Source organism: Microbacterium saccharophilum, from assembly GCF_007992455.1.
Classification (GTDB): Bacteria; Actinomycetota; Actinomycetes; order Actinomycetales; family Microbacteriaceae; genus Microbacterium; species Microbacterium saccharophilum.
Genome location: NZ_BKAH01000013.1, coordinates 1 through 19,796 on the forward strand (window position 1 = coordinate 1; position 19,796 = coordinate 19,796).

Here is a 19,796-nt window from a genome sequence, read left to right on the forward strand (position 1 = left end):
GATCCCTTCGATCGCCCCGCGCAAGGTTGTCGCATGCAGAACCCGTCGGAATGCCTTCATCGTCGTCGGGATCTCCTGTGCGGGTGGGGTGCTGTCATGCGCTCCTCGGAGCGTAGCGGAGGCTGGAGCCGCCGCCCGCGCGCGCACGCAGAAGGGCCGGGGATGCTCCCCCGGCCCTTCTGGCGCCTTGACTACGCGCGCTGCGTGTCGCGCTTGGCGGGCTTCACCGCGGCCTTCACCACGGCGATCGTGCCAGTGACGGCTTCGGCCTCCGTGTGCGTCGTCTTGCGCTGGGCGCGGACCTCGTCGAACGACGTGCCGTAGTACGCGGCCTCCATGAGAGTGCGCATGTCGGCGAGCATCGGCATCCGCGGGTTGGCGGGTGCGCACTGGTCCTCGTAGGCGGCCATGGCGACCTCGTCGAGGCGACCGATGAAGCTCGCCTCGTCGACGCCCTGCTGCTGGAACGACCGCTCGATGCCGACCTTGTCGCGCAGCTCCTCCACGGCGCGGGCGTAGCTTTCGACGCCCTCCTCCGGGGTGGATGCCGGCAGGCCCAGGTGTGCGGCGATCTCCTGGAAACGCTCCGGGGCGACGTAGCGCTCGTACTTCGGCCAGCTGGTGAGCTTCGTGGGGATGCGGCCGTTGTACCGGATGACGTGCGGCAGGTAGATCGCGTTGGTCCGGCCGTGCACGAGGTGGAACTTCGATCCCGTGACGTGGGCCATGGCGTGCACGATCCCGAGGAACGCGTTGCCGAAGGCCATGCCCGAGATCGACGCGGCGTTGTGCATCTTCTCGCGGGCCCGGATGTCGGCGGCATCCGTGCTGTTCGGCTTCGCCTTCGCGCTGCGCTCGATGTTCTCGAAGATCAGCTTGATGGCGTGCAGGCACAGGCCGTCGGTGTAGTCGTTCGCGTAGACCGACACGTACGCCTCGGTGGCGTGCGTGAGGGCGTCGAAGCCGGCGTCGGCGACGAGGAACCCGGGCAGCGCCGAGGTGAGCACGGGGTCGATGATCGCGACCGACGGGGTCAGGGCGTAGTCGGCGAGCGGGTACTTCATGCCCGTCACGTCGTCGGTGATCACCGCGAACGGCGTCATCTCGGAGCCCGTGCCCGACGTGGTCGGGATGCAGACGAGCTTGGCGAGCTTGCCGAGCTCGGGGAACTTGAACGCGCGCTTGCGCACGTCGAAGAACTTCTCCCGCATGTCGGAGAACTGCGTCTCCGGGTTCTCGTACAGCAGCCACATGACCTTCGCGGCATCCATCGGCGACCCGCCGCCGAGGGCGACGATCGTGTCGGGCTGGAAGGAGCGCATCTCGGCGGCGCCGGCCTGGACGCTCGAGACGGTCGGCTCGGGGAGCACCGTGTCGATGATCTGCAGGTGCACGCGGCCGGGGCGGCGGTTGAGCACGTCGATGATCTTGTCGACGTAGCCGAGGTTGGTCATCGTGGCATCCGTCACGATCGTGACGCGCTCGACGCCCTTCATGTCGATCAGGTAGCGGATGGCGTTCGGCTCGAAGTACGTCTTCGCCGGCACCTTGAACCACTGCAGGTTGTTGTTGCGCCGTCCGACGCGCTTGACGTTCAAGAGGTTCACCGCCGAGACGTTGTTGGAGACCGAGTTGTGACCGTACGAACCGCAGCCGAGCGTGAGCGAGGGCATGAACGCGTTGTAGATGTCGCCGATGCCGCCGAGCGCCGAGGGGCTGTTCTCGATGATGCGGACGGCCTTGACGACCGCCGCGAACTTCGCGATGACCGCCTGGTCGTTGGAGTGGATGGCGCCGGAGTGTCCGAGACCGTCGAAGTCGACCATCTGCTTGGACAGCTCGATGCCCTCATCGGGCGTCGCGGCGCGGAGCACGGCGAGGACGGGGGCGAGCTTCTCGCGCGTCAGCGGCTCGTGCGCACCGACGCCGGAGACGTCGGCGAGGAGGATCGAGGTGTCCTCCGGGACGGTGAAGCCGGCCTGCTCGGCGATCCAGACGGGCGACTGTCCGACGACCTTCGCGTTGAGCTTCGCCTCGGCGCAGTTGGCGCTGTCGGCGCTGACACCGAAGATGAACTCCTCCAGCATCCGCTTCTCATCGGCCGTGACGCGGTAGGCGTGCAGCCGGGCGAACTCGGCGAGGGCCTCCTCCGCGATCGGCTCGTCGAGGATGACGGCCTGCTCGGACGCGCACACCATGCCCATGTCGAAGGACTTCGACAGCACGATGTCGTTGACGGCGCGGCCGACCTTCGCGGTGCGCTCGATGAACGCGGGGACGTTGCCCGCGCCGACGCCGAGGGCGGGCTTGCCGCACGAGTACGCGGCGCGAACCATGGCGTTGCCGCCCGTGGCGAGGATGAGCGCGACGTCGGGGTGGTTCATCAGCTCGCCGGACGCCTCCATGGAGGGCTCCTCGATCCACTGCACGCAGTGCTCCGGGGCGCCGGCGGCGACGGCCGCGTCCCGCACGATGCGGGCGGCTTCGGACGAGCACTTCTGCGCGGACGGGTGGAAGCCGAAGATGATCGGGTTGCGGGTCTTCAGCGCGATGAGCGCCTTGAAGATCGCGGTCGACGTGGGGTTCGTCACGGGGGTGAGCGCGCAGATGACGCCGACCGGGTCGGCGATCTCGGTGATGCCGCTGATCTCGTCGTGCGAGATGACACCGACGGTGCGCTGCTTGATGATCGAGTGCGTCACGTGCTCGCACGCGAACATGTTCTTCACGGCCTTGTCTTCGAAGAGGCCGCGGCCGGTCTCTTCGACGGCCATGACGGCGAGGTCGCCGTGGTGGTGGAGCGCGGCGACCGACGCCTTGCGGACGATGTGGTCGACCTGCTCCTGCGTGAACGATGCGTACTCCGCGAGGGCCTGCTGGGCCTTGTCGACCAGAGCATTGATCGAGGTGGACATGATTCCTCTTCTCCTCCCGGCACGGGTGCCTTCACCCGCACCGTTGCTTTGCCAGGGGTTCGAGTCTCAGCCTCAGACCCTCTCGTGACTCCAGTATGCACCTTGTGGTCTGACCACACAAGTGGGTGCGCGAAATCGCGCCTCGAGGAGGGCGGGGAGGGGCGGGAGGGCGGGGAGGGGCGGGATGCCGTCAGCCGAGGGTGCGGGAGAACGCGGCGCGCGCGTCGCGGAAGACGTCGACGGGTTCGACGGCACGCTCGGCGAGCGCCTCCGCTCCCCAGCGGTCCCAGGTCACGCGCCAGAGCGCGGCAACGACCGCGCCGACGACCTGCGCATCGAGGCCATCGACGTCCGGCCGCGCCTCCCCGATCCGGGCGCGGACGGCGGCCGAGATCTCGGCATCCTGCGCGCCGACGTACGTCTCCAGCTCGGGCTCACGCGCGAGCAACTGCGCGATGCGCCGGTGCTCGTGCCGGTCGGGGTCGCCGGCATCCTGGATCGCGGAGTCGAGCGCGTCGGCGAAGGCGACCCGCGACGCGGCCCTGCTCGACCTGCGTCCGTTCACCGTGCGGAACTTCCGCCTCAGCGTCTTCATCGTCATGATCGCCTTCGGCACGATGCTCGGCACGGTCACGGTGCTGCCGATCTACCTGCAGAAGGGCCTCGGCATCAGCGCGCTGGCCACGGGGCTCGTGCTGCTGCCCGGTGGCGTCATCCAGGGCGTGCTCTCCCCCGTCATCGGGCGCGTGTACGACAAGATCGGCCCGCTGCCGCTCGTCATCCCCGGTGCGGTGCTCCTGGCCGCCGGCCAGTGGGCGCTGACGACGCTCGGGGATGCCACCCCGCTCGGCGTGGTCATCGCGATGCACCTCGTGTTCTGCGCCGGCATGGCGCTCATCATGACGCCGCTCATGACGCTCTCGCTGAGCGCGCTGAACCCGCGCCTGTATGCGCACGGCAGCGCGATCATGAACACGCTGCAGCAGCTCGCTGGCGCCGCCGGAACCGCCGCGCTCGTCGCCGCCCTGACAATCGGCGCCGCGGCAGCGGCCGGCGACGAGGTCGCGACGGGAATCGCCGAGGTCGTGGGCACGCAGCACGCGTTCGTCGTCGGGGCGATCATCGCCTCGGTCGCCGTCGTGGCCGCGCTCTTCGTGCGCCGGACGCCGGTTCAGCACCGCTGAGCCTCGGGGTTGTCGCGCCGCGGTCGGACTTCGGTCCGGCCGCGGCGTTCTGCGTTGCGGGCGGGGGTTTGGGGTCAGTCGAGGTCGCTTCGGGGGCCCTGTTGCGGCGCGAACTGACGCCAATGCGCGGGGCAGCCAGGGAGCCCGGGGTTTGTGGTCGCTCGAGGTCGGCGCGATGCGCCCCAGTCGGCGCGAACTGACCCCAAAACCCATGGGCACCCCGGGCGGCAGGAGGGCGCCGCGCACACCACCCCTGGTCAGCCCGGGTCAGCGCGGCGGCGCAGCGCGGCCGAGGCCACGGCCACGGCCGTGCCGATCGCGACCCCGATGAGCGTGTCGAGTGCGCGGTCGGCGAGAAGCATCCCCGGATCGGCAGGGGCCACGAGCTGGATCATGAGCAGCGCGAGCGGCGTCACGAAGAGCATCGCGATGCCGTAATTGCGGCCCACGTACAGCTCGGCGCCCACCTGGCACAGGACGGCCACGCCGATGGTCGCGAGCGGCGGCAGGTCGAGAGCGAGAAGCCCGGCCGCGATGAGCACGCCGAGCAGGGTGCCGGCGAGTCGCTGCAGCCCGCGGATGACCCGCGCCGTGAGCCGCGCGCCGCCGAGCGCGGCGACCGCGCCCACCATGGCCCAATACCAGTGGTCGCCGATCAGGGCGAGACCCGCGAGCCCGGCCAGCAGGGCGCCGATCCCGACGGTCACGGCCTGCGCGACGGCATCCCAGGATGACGGCGTCCGCCGCCGCTCGACGGGTCCCAGCCGTCCTCGGCGGCGCGAATACGCGATCGCGGCGGTGAGAGCGACGCTGAAGGCGGCCGACGCTCCGCCGACGACGAGCACGTCGAGGAAGGAGCGCGGATCGGCCGGCAGGCTTGCGCAGGCGCCGGTGGCGAAGACCGCGAAGAGAGCACCGGGCGGATGCCATCGCCACGCCGCCGCGAGGAGCGTCACGACCGTCGCGATGAACGCGACGACCATGACGCGGATCCCGGTCGACGCCTCGAGAACGGCCGCTGCCGTGCCGATGAGCATGACGACGATGAGCATCCCGCCGGCGGCGGCCTGCATCCGGATGCGGTCGGCGTATCCGTCGTGCCGGCCGTAGAGCGAGGCGAACGCGCCGAAGCTCGCGTAGATGCTGAGGTCGAGGCGTCCGATCGCCCAGAGGACCAGCAGCGGCACGGCCAGGGAGATCGCCGCCCGGATCGCGACGCGGTGGTCGCCGCGGTGCGGCGCCAGGGCGACGAACCCCGACCAGAACCCGCGCGCCGCACCCATCCCTCGATCGTAGGCGTGGCGCCAGTGCCTCCCGGGCCGCGTGCGCCGCGGATTGGTGTCAGTAGGCGTCGCCTCGGCCGCCGCCGCGCGGCGCGAAGTGACACCGATTCCCGTGCTCTCGACACGGCGCGAATACGCGCTCGACGCGGCGAATACGCGCTCGAGGTCGCCACGAGGGGCAAGGGGGCTGTTGTGGTCGCCTCGATGCCTCCGAGGCGACCACAACCGACCCGCATCCGCGTCAGCTGCTGCGGCGCATCGACCGGATGCCGACGGCGAGGCCCACGGCGGCGAGCGCGAGCGCCGCGACCCAGCCCCACAGCACGACGGAGCTGCCGAGGTCGCCGGCGAACAGGGCGCGCTCGGCCTGCACGACCCAGTTGATCGGGTTGACGGTCGCGACCGCCCGCATCCACGCCGGTCCGGCGTCGAGCGGCAGCAGCATCCCGGAGAGGATCAGCAGCGGGAAGATCAGCGTCTGCTGCACGCCCCAGAACAGCCACTCGCGGTCCTTCGTGGCGAGCGCGAGCGAGTACGAGAGCGAGCCGAGCCCGACGCCGAACACGGCGAGGAGCAGCAGGCCTATCACGAGGCCGCCGACGTGGATCGTGAAGCCGAACGGCCACGCGATGAGGACGATGATGAGGCCCTGCACCATGATGGGCGCTACCTCCTTGAGCGCCCGGCCGACGAGGAGCGATGAGCGGGCGAGCGGCGCGACGAGGGTCCGCTCGTGCGAGCCGGTCATCATCTCGTACTGCAGGTTGGATCCGACGGCCCCGGTGCCGAAGAGCACGATCATGACGAGGACGCCCGGGACGAACCATTGCAGTGTCTCCCCCGCCGGCGCGCCGGACTGCCCGATGAGCAGGGGTGCGAAGAGCCCGAGGAAGACGAGGGGCTGCAGCAGGCTGAAGATCAGCGTGAAGGGGTCGCGCATGACGGGCTTGAGCTCGCGTGTCAGGACGTTCCAGGTGTCCCGGGCGGCGTTCTCCCGCACCGGGGTCGAGGTTGTCGTGGTCATCGGACTGCTCCTGTCTGGTGCGCCGACGCGGCCGGCTCGTCGGATGCTTCGGATGCTGTGGCATCCGTCTCTTCTTCGGCCGGCTCCCCTTCGCCGGCCTCACGCAGGGTGCGACCGGTGAGCGCGAGGAAGACGTCGTCGAGGGTGGGCGGGACACCGGTGGCCCGCTCGACGCGGAGCCCCTCGGCATCCAGCGCGCGCACCGCCGCGGGCAGCAGCCGGTCGCCGTCGGGGGCGGTCATCGTGACGGAGGCGCCCTCCCGCGCGACGTCCCGTTCGGCGAGGCGCCGCACGATGTCGATGGCCCGCTCGGCGTCGCCGTCGGAGCCGAAGCCGAGGGTCACGACGTCGCCCGCGAGCTCCGCCTTCAGCCGCGTCGCGGTGTCATCGGCGATGACGCGACCGCGGTCCATCACCATGACGCGCTCGGCGTACCGGTCGGCTTCCTCGAGGTAGTGCGTCGTGAGGAACACCGTCGTGCCGTGCTCGGCGCGCAGGCGCAGGATGTGCTCCCACAGGTTCGCCCGGCTCTGCGGGTCGAGGCCCGTCGACGGTTCGTCGAGGAACAGCAGCGGCGGCGCGTGCATGAGCCCGAGGGCGATGTCGAGGCGTCGCTTCTGCCCGCCGGAGAGCTGCTGCACCGTGCGCGTCGCGAACGAGGCGAGGTCGAGCGATTCGATGAGCTCGTCCGCGCGGGTGCGGGCGGCGGGGGTCGGCATCCCGTAGAACGCACCCTGGCTGAGCAGCTCGTCGCGGACGCGCTGCGAGAAGCTGCCGCTCGTGAGCTGCCCGACGTACCCGATGCGCGCCCGCACGGCGGCCGGACTGCGGAGGATGTCGTGACCCACGACGCGCGCCGTGCCGGCCGTCGGCGGGAGGAGGGTGGTCAGCATCCGGAGGCTCGTCGACTTGCCGGCGCCGTTGGGCCCCAGGAAGGCGACGAGTTCACCGCGCGTGACGGTGAACGTGAGGTCGGTGACGGCCTCGACGGTCTTCTTCTTGACGGTGAAGCGCTTGGTGAGTCCCTGCGCCTCGATGATCGGTTCGTTCGTCATGCCGCGAGCGTAGGATCGTATGCGGACAGATCCTGTCCTGATCGTCGAGGAAGATGGTCCACATGTCCGACACCACGTCGCGTGCCCTCTCGCTGCTGAATCTCCTGCAGACGCACCGGCACTGGCCCGGTTCCGAGCTCGCCGATCGGCTGGGCGTCACCGAGCGGACGGTGCGGCGCGACGTCGAGCGCCTGCGCGAGCTCGGGTATCGCATCGAATCCTCCCCCGGTGCCGCGGGCGGCTACCGACTGGAGGCCGGCAGCGCCCTCCCGCCGCTCCTCCTCACCGACGACGAGGCCGTCGCAATGGCGATCGGGCTGCGGGTCGCGGCATCCCAGCGACTCGTGTCGGGGCCGGAGACGACACTGACGGCGCTCGCGAAGCTCGAGCAGGTCCTACCCGCGCCGCTGCGCCGACGGGTGACCGCGCTGGCCGAGGCCCTGCAGCCGGCGGGCCTGAACGCCGGCGCGGCGGTCTCCGGCGAGGTGCTCGGCGAGCTGGCGCTCGCGTGCCGCGACCACGAGCGGGTGCGCTTCACCTACACGTCGGCCGCCGGCGAGGTGACGCGCCGCCGCGTCGAGCCGCACGCCCTCGCTCCCGCCGACCGGCACTGGTACCTCCTGTGCTGGGATCTCGACAAGGTCCATTGGCGGACCTTCCGGGTGGACCGGCTCGCGGATGTCGAGCACACGAGGGTGCTGTTCGCACCGAAGCCGCTGACCGCCGAGGAGATCGAGGAGTTCGTGCTCGTCGCGCGGAGCTGGGTGCGGCAGGCCGTCGAGGCGGATGCCGTCATGGAGCTGCCGATCGACGAGATGCGCGCGTACTTCGGCCAATGGGGGCAGGGCGCCGAGCCGGAGGACGAATCGCACACGCGCTGGCCCGTCGGCGGTTCGGACTTCCGCGAGACGATGTACGGCCTCACCTGGATTCCCGCGGGCGTCGAATACGCACTCGACCTCGCCGAGCCGGCCCGCGGTGAGTTGCGCGAGGCGCTCGAGCGGATGCTGCGCGCCCTCGACGCGCCTCCCCCGGTGCCACGGGAGCGATGACCGGCCTACCCTGGGTTCAGCGGACGAGGAGGAGTCATGGCGACGGTCGACGAGGTGCGGGCGGAGCTGGCGGCACTCGAGGATCCCCGGATGCGGGAGGTCAACGAGCGGCACGGCGACGATCACGGCGTGAATCTCACGAAACTGCGGGCGGTCGCGAAGCGGCTCGGCACCGATCCCGACTTCTCGCGCGACCTGTGGGCGACCGGTGAGACGCCGCTGCGACTCGTCGCGCTGCTCATCACGAAGCCGCGCCACTTCACGCCCGACGAGCTGGATGCCATGCTGCGCGAGGCGCGCGCACCCAAGGTCGTGGACTGGCTCGTCAACTACATCGTCAAGCCCGGCCCGCATGTCGAGGAACTGCGGCGCCGATGGATCGACGATGAGGATGCCACCGTGTCCGGCGCCGGCTGGGCGCTGACGGCGCACACGGTCACGAAGAAGCCCCAGCTGCTCGACCTGCCGGCGGTGCTCGACACCATCGAGGCGGAGATGAAGGACGCGCCCGACCGCCGGCAATGGGAGATGAACACGACGCTCGCGATGATCGGCATCCATCACCCGGGCCTCCGGCCGCGGGCGCTCGACATCGGCGAGCGCCTCGAGGTGCTCAAGGACTACCCGACCCCGCCGAACTGCACGTCACCCTTCGCGCCGGCGTGGATCGGCGAGATGGTCGGCCGGCAGGGGCGTTAGCGGGGTCGCGGACCTCGCCCGCCGGCTCGGGGCGCGTACGCCTGTCGATCAAACCGCAGGACCGGGCGTGACTGCTGTGGCGGGTGTGGGCCACCGGCCCCACGGGTAACGGCCGATCCTGCGCATTGCGCCGCGCAGCCCGGCAATGAGCCCGCGCGGCGGTGACCGACGCGCCCGGTCACTCCTCCGGCGGGGAGTCCTTCGCGTCGAGAACCGGCGGGGCGGCGGCGATGTGCGAGATCGAACGCCAGACCAGCACGAGCGTGATGGCCGATCCGGCGAACGCGAACCACCACGGCGCCGTGAGGCCCCACGCCTGCGCGATGAGCCCGCCGAGGAACTGCCCGATGACGAGGCCGCCGAACACCCCGACCATGTTGACGGAGGCGATGCGGCCCTGCAGCGGGAGGGGCACCAGGCGCTGTCGCACGGTCGTCGATATCGTGCCCCACACGAACGCGTAGGCGCCGAACCCGAACATGATGACGAAGGCGACGACACCGGAGGTCGTGAGCGCGAAGGAGAGGTGCATGAGCACCTCGAGCGAAAGGCACACGCGCATGAGCGTCGCGAACGACACGTGCCGCTCGAGCCAGCCGAAGCATCCCGTGCCGATCAGTCCGCCGACCGCCGATGCCGTCGTCAGCGCCCCGAACCCGACGGCGCCCATGCCCAGGTGCTCCGTGGCGTAGAGCACGAGGATGCCCCACGGCGCCGCCCACGTGACGTTGAACACCAGGATGATGACCACGAGCGTCCGGACGGGCGCGTTGCCGCGCAGCCAGCGCAGACCCTCCCGGATGCGGTGGCCTGTCCCCGCGGGAGCGGCGTCGGCAGCGACATCCGGGGCAGGGATCTGCGTCCGCGCGATCCGGGAGATGAGGATGACGGCGAGGCTCACGCACAGGATCTGGACCAGGAACGGCCAGAACGAACCGAGGGCGAAGAGGAAGGCGCCGAGCGGCGGGCCGGCGAGCTGGTTGCCGACGAGGAACCCGGCCTGCAGTCGCGCGTTGCCGATCCCGAGGTCGGCGGGGCGCACCATCATCGGCAGCAGCGTGCTGCCCGCGGTGTCGGCGAACACCTCGGCGGTGCCGTAGAGGAACGACGTGACGAGCACGATCCACACCGTGACCTGGCCCGTCGCGAGGAAGACGACGAGGCCGAGCACGATCACCGCCCGCGACGCGTTGGCCAGCATGACGAGCCTGCGCCGGTCGTGGTGATCGGCGATGGACCCGGCGAGCAGCCCGAACAGGAGCCACGGCAGGAACTGCATCATCGCGCCGGCCGCGACCAGCAGCGGCGACGAGGTGAGCGAGGCGATGAGGAGCGGAGCGGCCGACAGGGCGATGCCGTCGCCGATGTTGCTGGTCCAGGAGGACGCGAGAAGCCAGCGGAAGTCGCCGCCGAGCCGGCGGGGCGCGATGAGCTCGCCGAGCGAGCGCCGCGACATGCGCCTCTGTTCGCCGTCCTCGCCCTCCGCCGCCCCCGCTCCGCTACTCGGCATCGGACGGCGTCGTAGCGAAGGCGGGGTGGGGCTCGAGACGCATGGATTCGAGGGTACCCCGCGGCTCTCACCGGCCGGCGGTGCCGCCGGGTCAGGTTCTCCTGTTCGTGGCGTTGCGCCGGATGAGTCCGAAGAGGATGGTGCCGACGAACAGCGATATGACGGACAGGATAGGGCTCTGCCGCGGCGCCGCCCGGCCGGTCGTGCGCAGCGGAATGCGGATCAGAAGGGTGCGTCTTCCGCGCCCGGAGGGACGTGCTCGGCGAGGGAGAAGGCGACGGCCGGTGTCGGTGCGTCTTCGCGGTAGATGATGCCGAGGGGTGACGTCCACTCGAGGACCCCACCCCCCAGTTGTCGGACCCTCCAGGCGGTGAACTGCTTCATCGAGTGATGCCGCTGACACAGGCACCCCAGATTTCGCGTCTCGGTCTTTCCGCCCTTCGCGGCGTCGCGCGTGTGGTCGATCTCGCAGCGGATGGCCGCCAGCCGGCATCCCGGGAAACGGCAGTGCTGGTCACGGGCCTGCAGGTATCGCCTCATCGGCATCGGCACGCGGTAGCTGTCGACGGCGAGCACCGTTCCCCTCACGGGGTCGGTCACGAGCCGCTCCCACGTGGGGGCGTCACCGGCGAGCCGCCGTGCGGTGCCGGCATCGATCGGGGACCGGCCGACGAGGTCGCACGGCTCATCCGCCCCGCCGATCGCGACCGCGGGGACCACGACCTGCACCCGAGCGCGGATCGCACCCAGCGGACCCGCGGTGGTGTCGTGCGTGTCGTCGAGCGCCGGAGTCCCCGCGAGGAGCAGGTCGGCGAAAACGTCGGCGCGCACCTGGTCGGTGGTCCGTGCGTCGGTGCTGATGACCTCGAGTCGGTCGTCCGCCGACGGCACGGCATCCTGACCATCGGCGGGCCCGTCCGCGCCGGCACGCTCGTCGCGCGTGTCGATGATCGCCCGCGCTTGCCGGGTGAGCCGGTCGTGGATGCCTTCGGCGATCACGGTGGGGAGGGTCGCGATCAGATCCGACATGCCGTTCTGACCGGGCATCAGCCGCACGCAGCGCTGAGCGGCGGCCGCTTCGTGCCGCTCGCTGAACGACCGCGGATGCATGCGCTGCGCGAGGATCTCCAGCTCCGCGCGCACGCGGTTCGGCGTGTCCTTCCGGCAACGTTCGATCGCGACGGCTTCGAACGCCGGTCGCACCTCCGCGGGGAGCACCACCCCGGCATCCACGATGACCATCACATGCGCCCGCGTGATGGCTCCCTGCTCCCACGCGCCGAGCGCGGCCGGGTAGTCCTCGACGATCGTGCGCGCCTCATCGATCCGGCGCTGCACCGTGCGGTCGGCGACGCGCATCGCGCCGCCCAGTTCCGCCGCGATGGAGCGGACCGCCATCTCATGGGCCTGCACCCGGGCGGGCGCCCCGGCGGCCTGCTTCTCGGCCAGGCGACCGGCGCGGGCGAGCAGGCGCAGCTGCGCGATCTGGACCAGGGACAGCCGACGCTCGACGCCTGCGACCTCGTAGACGAGGTCGGCGAGCGCAGCGAGATCTGCGTCCGATCCGAGGGCCTCGGCTGTGCTGGTCATGCCTCCATTGTGGTGAGGGCCTCCGACATTGCGGCGCCCGGCGCGACTCCCCCACGGGCGCCGAGGAGCGCCCGGTCAGAGGCTCGCGAGGATGTCCTCCATGGTGGCGATCTCCGCGGTCTGCGACACGATGATCCGCTCCGCGACGGCCACCACGTCGCGGTTGCGCCCGTCGTCGACCTCGTCCTCCGCCATCTCGATGCCGCCCCGGTGGTGATCGATCATCTCCTCGAGGAACAGCCGGGATGCTTCGACCCCGGTCGCGTCCTCGAGGGCGCGCATGTCCGTGTCCGACATCATGCCTCCGTGGCCCATGTCGCCCATGTCGCCCATGTCGCCGATCGGCAGATCCCACCCGCCGAGCCAGGACTCCATCAGCTCGATCTCGGCGCTCTGGTCGGCTTTGATCTGATCGGCGAGGCGGACGACACGGGGGTCGATCCCGTCCGCCGCGATGACGAGATCGGCCATCTCCACGGCTTGCTCATGGTGCGGGATCATCATCATCGTGAACCGCAGGTCCGCCGTGTTCACGTCCTCGGCGACCGACCCGGATGACGGTCCCATCCCCGGCATGTCGTCCGACCCGCGGCCCCCGGTGATGTACGTGCACCCGGCGAGGGCGAGGACAGCGGTCAGGGTGATCGCGGCGATCGCCGCAGCTCGGCTCTTCATCCGGTGCCTCCCCGGTCATGCCCCGTGACGGTGTCCGGGCTCAGGTCCAGACGGCGCAGCAGCTGCGCGTTGAGCGCGACGACGACGGTGGACAGCGACATCAGAAGCGCACCGATCGACATCGGCAGGACGAAGCCGATCGGGGCGAGCACACCGGCCGCCAGCGGGACCGAGATCAGGTTGTAGCCGGCCGCCCACCAGAGGTTCTGCTTCATCTTCCGGTAGCTCGCACGCGACAGCTCGATCACCGACACGACGGAGCGGGGATCGTCGCTCGCGAGGATCACTCCAGCGGATGCGATGGCGACGTCGGTGCCCGCGCCGATCGCGATGCCGACGTCGGCCTGAGCGAGCGCGGGGGCATCGTTCACGCCGTCGCCGACCATCGCGACCATGCGACCCTCGCCCTGCAGCTCTTTCACGGTGGATGCCTTGTGCTCCGGCCGGACACCGGCGAAGTACCGGTCGATCCCCACGTCCCGGGCGACGGCCGCGGCGACGGCTTCGGCATCCCCGGTGATCATGACCACCTGCACGCCGCGCTCCTGCAGCGCGCGGACGGCGGCGCGGGACTCGGGGCGGATCTCGTCGGCCAGTCGCAGCGCGCCGGCCACCGCCCCATCCCGCAGAACGTGCAGGATGATCGCCCCCTCCTCCCGCCATGCGTCGGCGATGGGCAGCTCGACGACGCCCTCCTGCTCGAGCAGGTACGGTCCCCCGACCTGCACCGTCCGCCCGGCGACTCGCGCCCGGACTCCCACCGCCGGCGACGACGCGAAGTCCGTCGCGGCGGGCACGGCGAGCCGCTTCTCCGTCGCGGCGTTCACGATCGCGCGGGCGAGGGGATGCTCCGAATCGGCCTCGGCCGCCGCGGCGAGCGCCAGCAGCTCATCGGCTCCGATCGCCTCGCCGGCGGGCTCGACGGCCGTGACGGCGGGGGCGCCTCGCGTGAGCGTCCCGGTCTTGTCGAACAGGATGGTGTCGACCGTGCGCATGCTCTCCAGCGCGAGCCGGTCCTTCACCAGCACCCCGCCGCGCGCGGCGCGCTCGGTCGCGATCGACACGACGAGCGGGATCGCCAAGCCGAGCGCGTGCGGGCAGGCGATGACCAGGACCGTGATGGTGCGGACCACCGCGTCATCCGGCAACCCCACGATCGTCCACACCGCGGCGGTGATCACGGCGGAACCGAGCGCGAACCAGAACAGCCAGGCCGCGGCGCGGTCGGCGATGCGCTGCGCCCGTGAGGAGGAGTTCTGCGCGTCGGTGACGAGCTTCTGGATGCCGGCGAGCGCGGTGTCGTCGCCGACCGCGGTGATCTCGACACGCACTCCGGAATCGGTGGCGACCGTGCCGGCCACGACGGGGTCGCCGTCGCCGCGCCGCACCGGGCGGGATTCACCGGTGATCATCGATTCGTCCATGCTCGCCGAACCCTGCACGATCCGGCCATCCGCGGGGACCCGCCCGCCCGGACGCACGACGACGAGGTCACCGACCCGCAGGTCCGACGGCGCGACCGTGACGGTCGCATCCCCCTCCACTCGTTCGGCCTCGTCCGGCAGCAGGGCGGCGAGCGAATCCAGCGCGGACGTGGTCTGGGCGAGCGAGCGCATCTCGATCCAGTGGCCGAGCAGCATGATGACGATCAGCAGCGCCAGCTCCCACCAGAAGTCGAGCCCGTGGTCGACGAGACCGAGACTCGCGCCCCACGACGCGAGGAACGCGACGGTGATCGCCATGCCGATCAGCAGCATCATGCCGGGCGTGCGGGCCTTGAGCTCGGCGACGGCGCCCGTGAGGAACGGCGCGCCGCCCCAGACGTACATCACCGTTCCCAGCACGGGTGAGATCCATCCGACCCACGCCGCATCCGGCAGCGGATAGCCGAGGACCATGGCGAACATCGTCGAGAAACCCACGACCGGCACGGCGAGGATCAGCATGATCCAGAACAGGCGCCGGAACGTCGCGACGTGGTCGCCGTGACCGGCGTGGTCGCCGTGCCCCGCGTGACCCGCGTGACCGGCCGGGTCGTGCTCGGCGTGGTCGGCCGCCGGGGCGTGTCGCATCGCCGCGTGGTCGTGCTCGGCGGTCCCCGCGTGCCCGTGACTCGGCATGTGGTCGTGGCGATCGTCCTGGCTCATCGAGCCTCCTTCGCGACGTGCAGGCGCTGCCCTTCGCACGATACCCCCCTGGGGTATTCGCACAACCCCCCTGACCGCACCGGTTCCTAGCCGAAGAGGCCCACGTATCCCTCCATCAGCGACTGCTGTGCCGCCCGAGAACCGACCAGTCTTCGAAGACGAGCAGATGCGAGCCGGTCGCGGCACACGGGGTCGGCATCCGGCATGACGTGCAGCAGTTCGGTCATCTCGATCGAGAAGTCGATGCGCTGCCACGCGCGTTGCAGGGCGACCCGGGAGTAGCCGCTGAGCAGGTCTTCGTCACCGTGCGAGTAGTACCGGGCGAACGCCTCGCCGAGCCACGGCCTTCTGCCGCCGCGAACACGATGGTGTCGCCGTCCTCAAGGCGCGCCTCAGAGAATGCTCTGCTGCTGACCGGGCGTCAACCGGCAGAAAAGCGTGTGGCTCCACTCTCCCGCCGTGCGGTCCTCGGGAGGGAGCCCGACCCACCGGCCTATCGCCTCGCGTGCCATGCCGGTAGCCTCGGCGGAAACGCCCGTCCGGAACAGTGAGGCGAGGTGCGATGAGAAGCCCATCACGGCGGATGCGGGCCCTTGCCGTCGCCGTCTGCATCGCCGCCGTCGGCGTCCTTTCCGGATGCTCGCAGTCCAGTTCGGGCAGTCGGCACAGCCTGTACGAGAGCATCGACGAACTCGCCGCGGACAGCTCCTCCATCGTCATCGGTACCGTGATGGCGCAGTCCATGCAGGACGGGACGACCGTCTCCTCCGTCGAGGTGACGAACGCACCGGCGAACCCGCAGCTCGGCGCGAACCTCGCCGAGGACGTGGACCCCGCCCCGGTGGGCGCGACCGTCGAGGTCCGGCAGGACGCCCCGCCGTTCCTCGAGGCTCAGGAGCAGTACCTGCTGTTCCTGACTCCGACGGGGTTGTCCGGGTCGCAGGCGACTCAGTTCTTCATCACAGGATCCGTCGCGGGCCTCTACGTCCGGGACGGGCAGGAGTTCCGCCGGGTGGTCGACGACAGCGGCGACACCCTCCCCGACACGATCGCCACCGCAGGGGACGAAAGCGGATAGCGGCTCGGTACCTGGGGAACCTTCGCCGCAGGCGCACCCGCCGTCTACGGCAGAAGCTCTGCCCGCACCACGGCAGCGCTCCACCGTCCCAGCGCGGCGCCCGCGACCGTGTCCGAGATGTGGTGCTGACCGCGGTACACCCGCGAGAACGCGATTGCCGAGGGAACCCCGTACCGAAGGAGGGGTCCGAGCAGCCGCGCGCGACGGGCACCGTGGCGCTCGAGCAGGTCGGCAAGCGTGCCGTGCAGCGCAAAGGCTGCCGCGGTGTGCCCCGACGGGAAGGACGACGTCGCGTGCGGCGGCTCCGGGCGCCACACGCCCTCGGGCCGTGGCCGGCCCACCAGCGCCGCGGATGCGACGAAGCACGCGGTCTCGAGGGCGAGCACCGCGGCAGGGGCGATCGCGGAGCGCCGGTCGCGCGCCAACAGCCACGTGACACCGCACCAGACCGCCCCGTTCGCGATGGTCTGCGGCACGCCGGAGTACCACGAGAGCGGCTCGGTGACCCGGTCGATCACCTCGCGCGGCCTGGTCGGCTCCGCGGAATCGGTCGCGCCTGCGTGTTCATCCGATCGGTGGCCGAACGCGTTCTGGAATGCCCGCACGGTCCGGTCCTCACGGGGGTCGTCGCCGCCGAGGAGCCGCACCGCCCAGCCCGCCGCGGCGAGCAGGGCGATCGCGCCGAGCCCCGGCAGGACGACGGCTCGAAGCAACCGCATGCCCGTAGCCTAGTGGCGCTGTGGAGGCGCGGACCGAGTCCCGCGTCGATCCTCACACCGCCGCAGGCCAGGGGGCCAGTCGAGCTGAGTCGCTCGTCGGCGTAGGGTGCCGTCATGGCGGACCGCACCGTTCTCGGCAAGCTCCGTGTGATGTTCGGCACACCGGGCGGGGACGTGGAGCACGCTGAGGAGCTGTATCACGAGGATGCTGTCCTGGAGTTCCCACAGTCTGGTGAGCGATACGACGGGCGTGAGGTGTTCACGTCGTGGCGGAGCCAGTACCCCGCCCGCGTCGCCTTTGAGGTCCTTCGTGTCACCGTCCGAGACAACGTGGCCGTGGTCGAGCTGACCGCGAGCTACGACGGCGGGGCGCCGATGTTCGGTGTGAGCATTCTCGAGTTCCGCGGGGAGAAGATCGCGCGCGAGCGCGTCTATGTCGCCGAGGGATGGGAAGTCCCGGAGTGGCGCAGACCTTGGTTGTCGACGGTGCCGGTCGACAACCCCGGATTGTGAACTACGTCGTCCATCTCACCGACGGCGGGCAAGCCGCTCGGCGTCACGGCAATGTATGTTCCTGACTCGGCCGCTGGATCGAACGGGGAGTTCGTGCCGGGCGCCGCGTGAACCCTCTGCCTGGAAGGGTCACCGATGCGCCGGTCTCGGTGTTGGTCACCACATAGGTCGAGCCTTTGCCGGCCAGCCTCACCACGGAGTTGCCGTCTCTGTCGACCCGTTCCCGGGTCACCGTGTTCGCCTCCGTCACTGCTTGCAGGCTCACCTCGAAATCGCAGGCCAGACCCGCCGGGAGCACGATCGGGTCCGCCGCGATCGCCGGGGCCGGCACCGCGAGAGCCGTAAGTGTGATTCCCAGGACCGCCGCTCGCCGGTTTTCCGCCTGCCGCACTGATCGCGGGGATCGGGGTGGCGCCGTCGCTCGGTTGGCTGCCGGCGACAGCATCCGTCGTTGCGTTCGCCGGCCTGGTGTGGTTCGTGCGTGCCGCCGCTCCCGCCCGCGGGCAGGGCGGCTCGCCGCAGATCCGAATCGGGTGGCCGGACAGGTTCTGCCTCCTCGCTTACCTGGCGTGGGTGGTCGTCGCCGCGATGGGCGTGCTGCGTGCCGCGTGACCCAATGGCGCTCGCTAGCCTGATGCCGTGCCGACCCTCCTCGAGGACTTCCTCTCCCGCGACACATCGCGTGTGCTCCACGCCACGTGGGAGATCATCCGCAGTCGCGACGAAGCGCAATTGGATGCGCTCCTCCCCCACATCGCGCAGATTCGCACTGCGACTGAAGGCCTCGATATGGGCGGGATGCTGCGATCCAATGCGGGCAACGTCGACCACGCGATCGCGAAGCTCGAGAGCTACCGGGGCCGCGAGTGCTGGTGCGCGAGCTATCCAGGCATGGATCAATACGAGCCCGCGAAGGAGCAGGACCGCGGTCACATTCGGATCATCTCCGCCAGCGAACCAGGCTGGTCGATGAGCTACGTGTGCGAGTGCACCGTCTGCGGGGGGGTTTTCAACGTCGAACAGGGCGACCACCACGTCATGTGGTGGAAATGGGTGCCGCGCGGGGAGAAACGTCGTCGGGCCCATTAGTTCCTCTACCGGCTGGCTGCCCGCAGGGACTCCCACGTCAGTCAGTGGGTGTCGCCGAAGCCACAGCGATCTCAACCGGCTTGGCGTCCCGCCGAGTGGAGCAGTCATACCCGGTCGGCCGATGCCGAGCCGCCTCCCAGGTGGGGGCGGTACGCTGTTCGGGATAGGCGGACTTCTCATTCGTCTCGCCCCGGCTGTGTGGTAACAGTCGGGGCTTCTTCTTTGCGTGGGCGGCTTGTGCGTCCGCGCGTCGGTCGGCGGCAGCGAGCGGGGTTCAACGCACTCACCGCTGCGGTCACCTCTTGGTAACGGTAACCTCGACCTCGTCACCGATGTCCTTTGCAAGCTGAGCGCGAACCTTGGCGTTGAGCGACACCATGTGGCCGCCAGTGCCGGTGGGCATGGCACTGACGTTCGTGAGGACGACATCGTCGACCCGCGCGTCAACCCGGACGGTCTTGCCGGTGCCGAACCGGTCCGCCGAACCGGGAATCTCGACACAGCTCCAGGTCTCGCCCTTGACCTCGACACCAATCGTGGCGGTGAACGTCAGATCCTCTGCACTCATGCGCGCCAGCCTACGTGCGGACGACGCCAGTGTTGATATGAGTCTGCGCGCTACCGCGACAAGCTTCGCTGCGCCACCCGAGAACCGGTCGCTGACCTTGCCGAATCGGGGCGGCTAGGGTTGCGGGGTGAGTAGTCGCACTGATTGGCAGTCCCGTGTTGCGGCATTCTGGGACTCCTTTGACGACAGCGATCCTGAGCGGATGTTGACTGGCATGCGAACGCTCATCGGCGAGCGACCCCAGGGAGATGGGCTGGCACTGGCGGAGTGGGGCGGCGTGCACGACGCACTCGACCGTGGGGCCGAGGCCGTCGAACCCTACCGCCTTGCCCTAGCCGCTGGCCTCGACGCCGAGCACGAACATCAGATCACTCTCCAACTCGCGAGCACTCTGCGAAACCTGGGCCAGCACGACCAGGCGATCGAGCTTCTCGAACACCTCGACGCCCCAGAGCTGGGTGACGCACCAGCCGTCTTCCTTGCGCTTGCGCTGCACAGCGCCGGTCGACCGAATGATGCGCTTCGCGTCGCATTGACGTCCCTGGCGCCACACCTTCCGATGTACCGCCGCGCCGCAACTGACTACGCAGCGGAACTCGCGCCGGACGACGAGTCGACCGGCGGGCGCCAGTCGATAAGTCCTTCCGCGGTGCCACGCCGTGCGTCGCCGAGTAGTCAATGAACGGTCCTCCGCC

At 70.3% G+C, this 19,796-nt stretch carries 19 protein-coding genes; 8 read left to right on the top strand and 11 right to left on the bottom strand.

Annotated features, from left to right (window positions below; translation table 11 throughout):
* Positions 1 to 191 precede the first annotated feature (191 nt).
* Positions 192 to 2,915, bottom strand: coding sequence for a bifunctional acetaldehyde-CoA/alcohol dehydrogenase (adhE, locus tag MSA03_RS11760; protein ID WP_147051141.1), 2,724 nt, complete (start codon positions 2,913 to 2,915; stop codon positions 192 to 194).
* Between the two features lie 190 nt (positions 2,916 to 3,105).
* Positions 3,106 to 3,480 (bottom strand): hypothetical protein, encoded by a 375-nt coding sequence (locus MSA03_RS11765; protein ID WP_170245498.1) that lies wholly within the window; start codon positions 3,478 to 3,480, stop codon positions 3,106 to 3,108.
* A gap of 1 nt (position 3,481) precedes the next feature.
* On the opposite strand from MSA03_RS11765, the gene MSA03_RS11770 reads away from it, so the two are divergent.
* Entirely contained in the window at positions 3,482 to 4,099 is a 618-nt protein-coding gene (locus tag MSA03_RS11770) for an MFS transporter (protein WP_170245500.1), read from the top strand.
* Positions 4,100 to 4,356: 257 nt separating this feature from the next.
* On the opposite strand, the gene MSA03_RS11775 is transcribed toward MSA03_RS11770, so the two are convergent.
* The 3 genes from MSA03_RS11775 to MSA03_RS11785 form a co-directional block, all read right to left on the bottom strand.
* The gene (locus MSA03_RS11775; RefSeq protein WP_147051144.1) at positions 4,357 to 5,382 is read right to left on the bottom strand and encodes an FUSC family protein; all 1,026 of its coding nucleotides are present in this window, start codon (positions 5,380 to 5,382) and stop codon (positions 4,357 to 4,359) included.
* Between the two features lie 241 nt (positions 5,383 to 5,623).
* Positions 5,624 to 6,406, bottom strand: coding sequence for an ABC transporter permease (locus MSA03_RS11780; protein ID WP_147051145.1), 783 nt, complete (start codon positions 6,404 to 6,406; stop codon positions 5,624 to 5,626).
* The gene (locus tag MSA03_RS11785) at positions 6,403 to 7,461 is read right to left on the bottom strand and encodes an ABC transporter ATP-binding protein (protein WP_174799882.1); all 1,059 of its coding nucleotides are present in this window, start codon (positions 7,459 to 7,461) and stop codon (positions 6,403 to 6,405) included. The genes MSA03_RS11780 and MSA03_RS11785 overlap by 4 nt, the downstream gene beginning before the upstream one ends.
* Positions 7,462 to 7,523: 62 nt before the next feature.
* On the opposite strand from MSA03_RS11785, the gene MSA03_RS11790 reads away from it, so the two are divergent.
* Together MSA03_RS11790 and MSA03_RS11795 are read left to right on the top strand one after the other, a co-directional pair.
* Positions 7,524 to 8,513 carry a helix-turn-helix transcriptional regulator gene (locus MSA03_RS11790; RefSeq protein WP_147051146.1) on the top strand — a complete coding sequence of 330 codons (990 nt, stop codon included), beginning with the start codon at positions 7,524 to 7,526 and terminating at the stop codon, positions 8,511 to 8,513.
* A 36-nt stretch (positions 8,514 to 8,549) separates the two neighbouring features.
* Positions 8,550 to 9,212 (top strand): DNA alkylation repair protein, encoded by a 663-nt coding sequence (locus MSA03_RS11795; protein ID WP_147051147.1) that lies wholly within the window; start codon positions 8,550 to 8,552, stop codon positions 9,210 to 9,212.
* Between the two features lie 178 nt (positions 9,213 to 9,390).
* Here the strand turns inward: MSA03_RS11795 and MSA03_RS11800 are convergent, their stop codons facing one another.
* From MSA03_RS11800 to MSA03_RS11815, 4 genes are all read right to left on the bottom strand, one after another.
* Positions 9,391 to 10,668: an MFS transporter gene (locus tag MSA03_RS11800; RefSeq protein WP_147051148.1), complete on the bottom strand. Its 1,278-nt coding sequence runs from the start codon at positions 10,666 to 10,668 to the stop codon at positions 9,391 to 9,393.
* Between the two features lie 276 nt (positions 10,669 to 10,944).
* Positions 10,945 to 12,312 carry an HNH endonuclease signature motif containing protein gene (locus MSA03_RS11805; protein ID WP_147051149.1) on the bottom strand — a complete coding sequence of 456 codons (1,368 nt, stop codon included), beginning with the start codon at positions 12,310 to 12,312 and terminating at the stop codon, positions 10,945 to 10,947.
* A gap of 75 nt (positions 12,313 to 12,387) precedes the next feature.
* Entirely contained in the window at positions 12,388 to 12,987 is a 600-nt protein-coding gene (locus MSA03_RS11810) for a DUF305 domain-containing protein (RefSeq protein ID WP_147051150.1), read from the bottom strand.
* Entirely contained in the window at positions 12,984 to 15,134 is a 2,151-nt protein-coding gene (locus tag MSA03_RS11815) for a heavy metal translocating P-type ATPase (RefSeq protein ID WP_147051151.1), read from the bottom strand. The genes MSA03_RS11810 and MSA03_RS11815 overlap by 4 nt, the downstream gene beginning before the upstream one ends.
* A gap of 562 nt (positions 15,135 to 15,696) precedes the next feature.
* On the opposite strand from MSA03_RS11815, the gene MSA03_RS11820 reads away from it, so the two are divergent.
* Complete coding sequence (locus MSA03_RS11820; RefSeq protein WP_147051152.1) at positions 15,697 to 16,212, top strand: hypothetical protein; 516 nt, start codon at positions 15,697 to 15,699, stop codon at positions 16,210 to 16,212.
* 44 nt (positions 16,213 to 16,256) lie between these two features.
* Here the strand turns inward: MSA03_RS11820 and MSA03_RS11825 are convergent, their stop codons facing one another.
* Positions 16,257 to 16,931, bottom strand: a complete 675-nt coding sequence (locus tag MSA03_RS11825; RefSeq protein WP_147051153.1) for a phosphatase PAP2 family protein — start codon at positions 16,929 to 16,931, stop codon at positions 16,257 to 16,259.
* A gap of 114 nt (positions 16,932 to 17,045) precedes the next feature.
* On the opposite strand from MSA03_RS11825, the gene MSA03_RS11830 reads away from it, so the two are divergent.
* The 3 genes from MSA03_RS11830 (at position 17,046) to MSA03_RS11845 (ending at position 18,533) form a co-directional block, all read left to right on the top strand.
* Complete coding sequence (locus MSA03_RS11830) at positions 17,046 to 17,444, top strand: nuclear transport factor 2 family protein (RefSeq protein WP_147051154.1); 399 nt, start codon at positions 17,046 to 17,048, stop codon at positions 17,442 to 17,444.
* A 408-nt stretch (positions 17,445 to 17,852) separates the two neighbouring features.
* Positions 17,853 to 18,056 carry a hypothetical protein gene (locus MSA03_RS11840; protein ID WP_147051156.1) on the top strand — a complete coding sequence of 68 codons (204 nt, stop codon included), beginning with the start codon at positions 17,853 to 17,855 and terminating at the stop codon, positions 18,054 to 18,056.
* Positions 18,057 to 18,083: 27 nt separating this feature from the next.
* Positions 18,084 to 18,533 carry a hypothetical protein gene (locus MSA03_RS11845; protein ID WP_147051157.1) on the top strand — a complete coding sequence of 150 codons (450 nt, stop codon included), beginning with the start codon at positions 18,084 to 18,086 and terminating at the stop codon, positions 18,531 to 18,533.
* A 295-nt stretch (positions 18,534 to 18,828) separates the two neighbouring features.
* Here the strand turns inward: MSA03_RS11845 and MSA03_RS11850 are convergent, their stop codons facing one another.
* Complete coding sequence (locus MSA03_RS11850; protein ID WP_147051158.1) at positions 18,829 to 19,101, bottom strand: DUF1905 domain-containing protein; 273 nt, start codon at positions 19,099 to 19,101, stop codon at positions 18,829 to 18,831.
* Positions 19,102 to 19,315: 214 nt separating this feature from the next.
* Here MSA03_RS11850 and MSA03_RS11855 point away from each other — a divergent pair, with 214 nt between their 5' ends.
* Positions 19,316 to 19,783, top strand: a complete 468-nt coding sequence (locus tag MSA03_RS11855) for a tetratricopeptide repeat protein (protein ID WP_218028818.1) — start codon at positions 19,316 to 19,318, stop codon at positions 19,781 to 19,783.
* Positions 19,784 to 19,796: the final 13 nt, after the last annotated feature.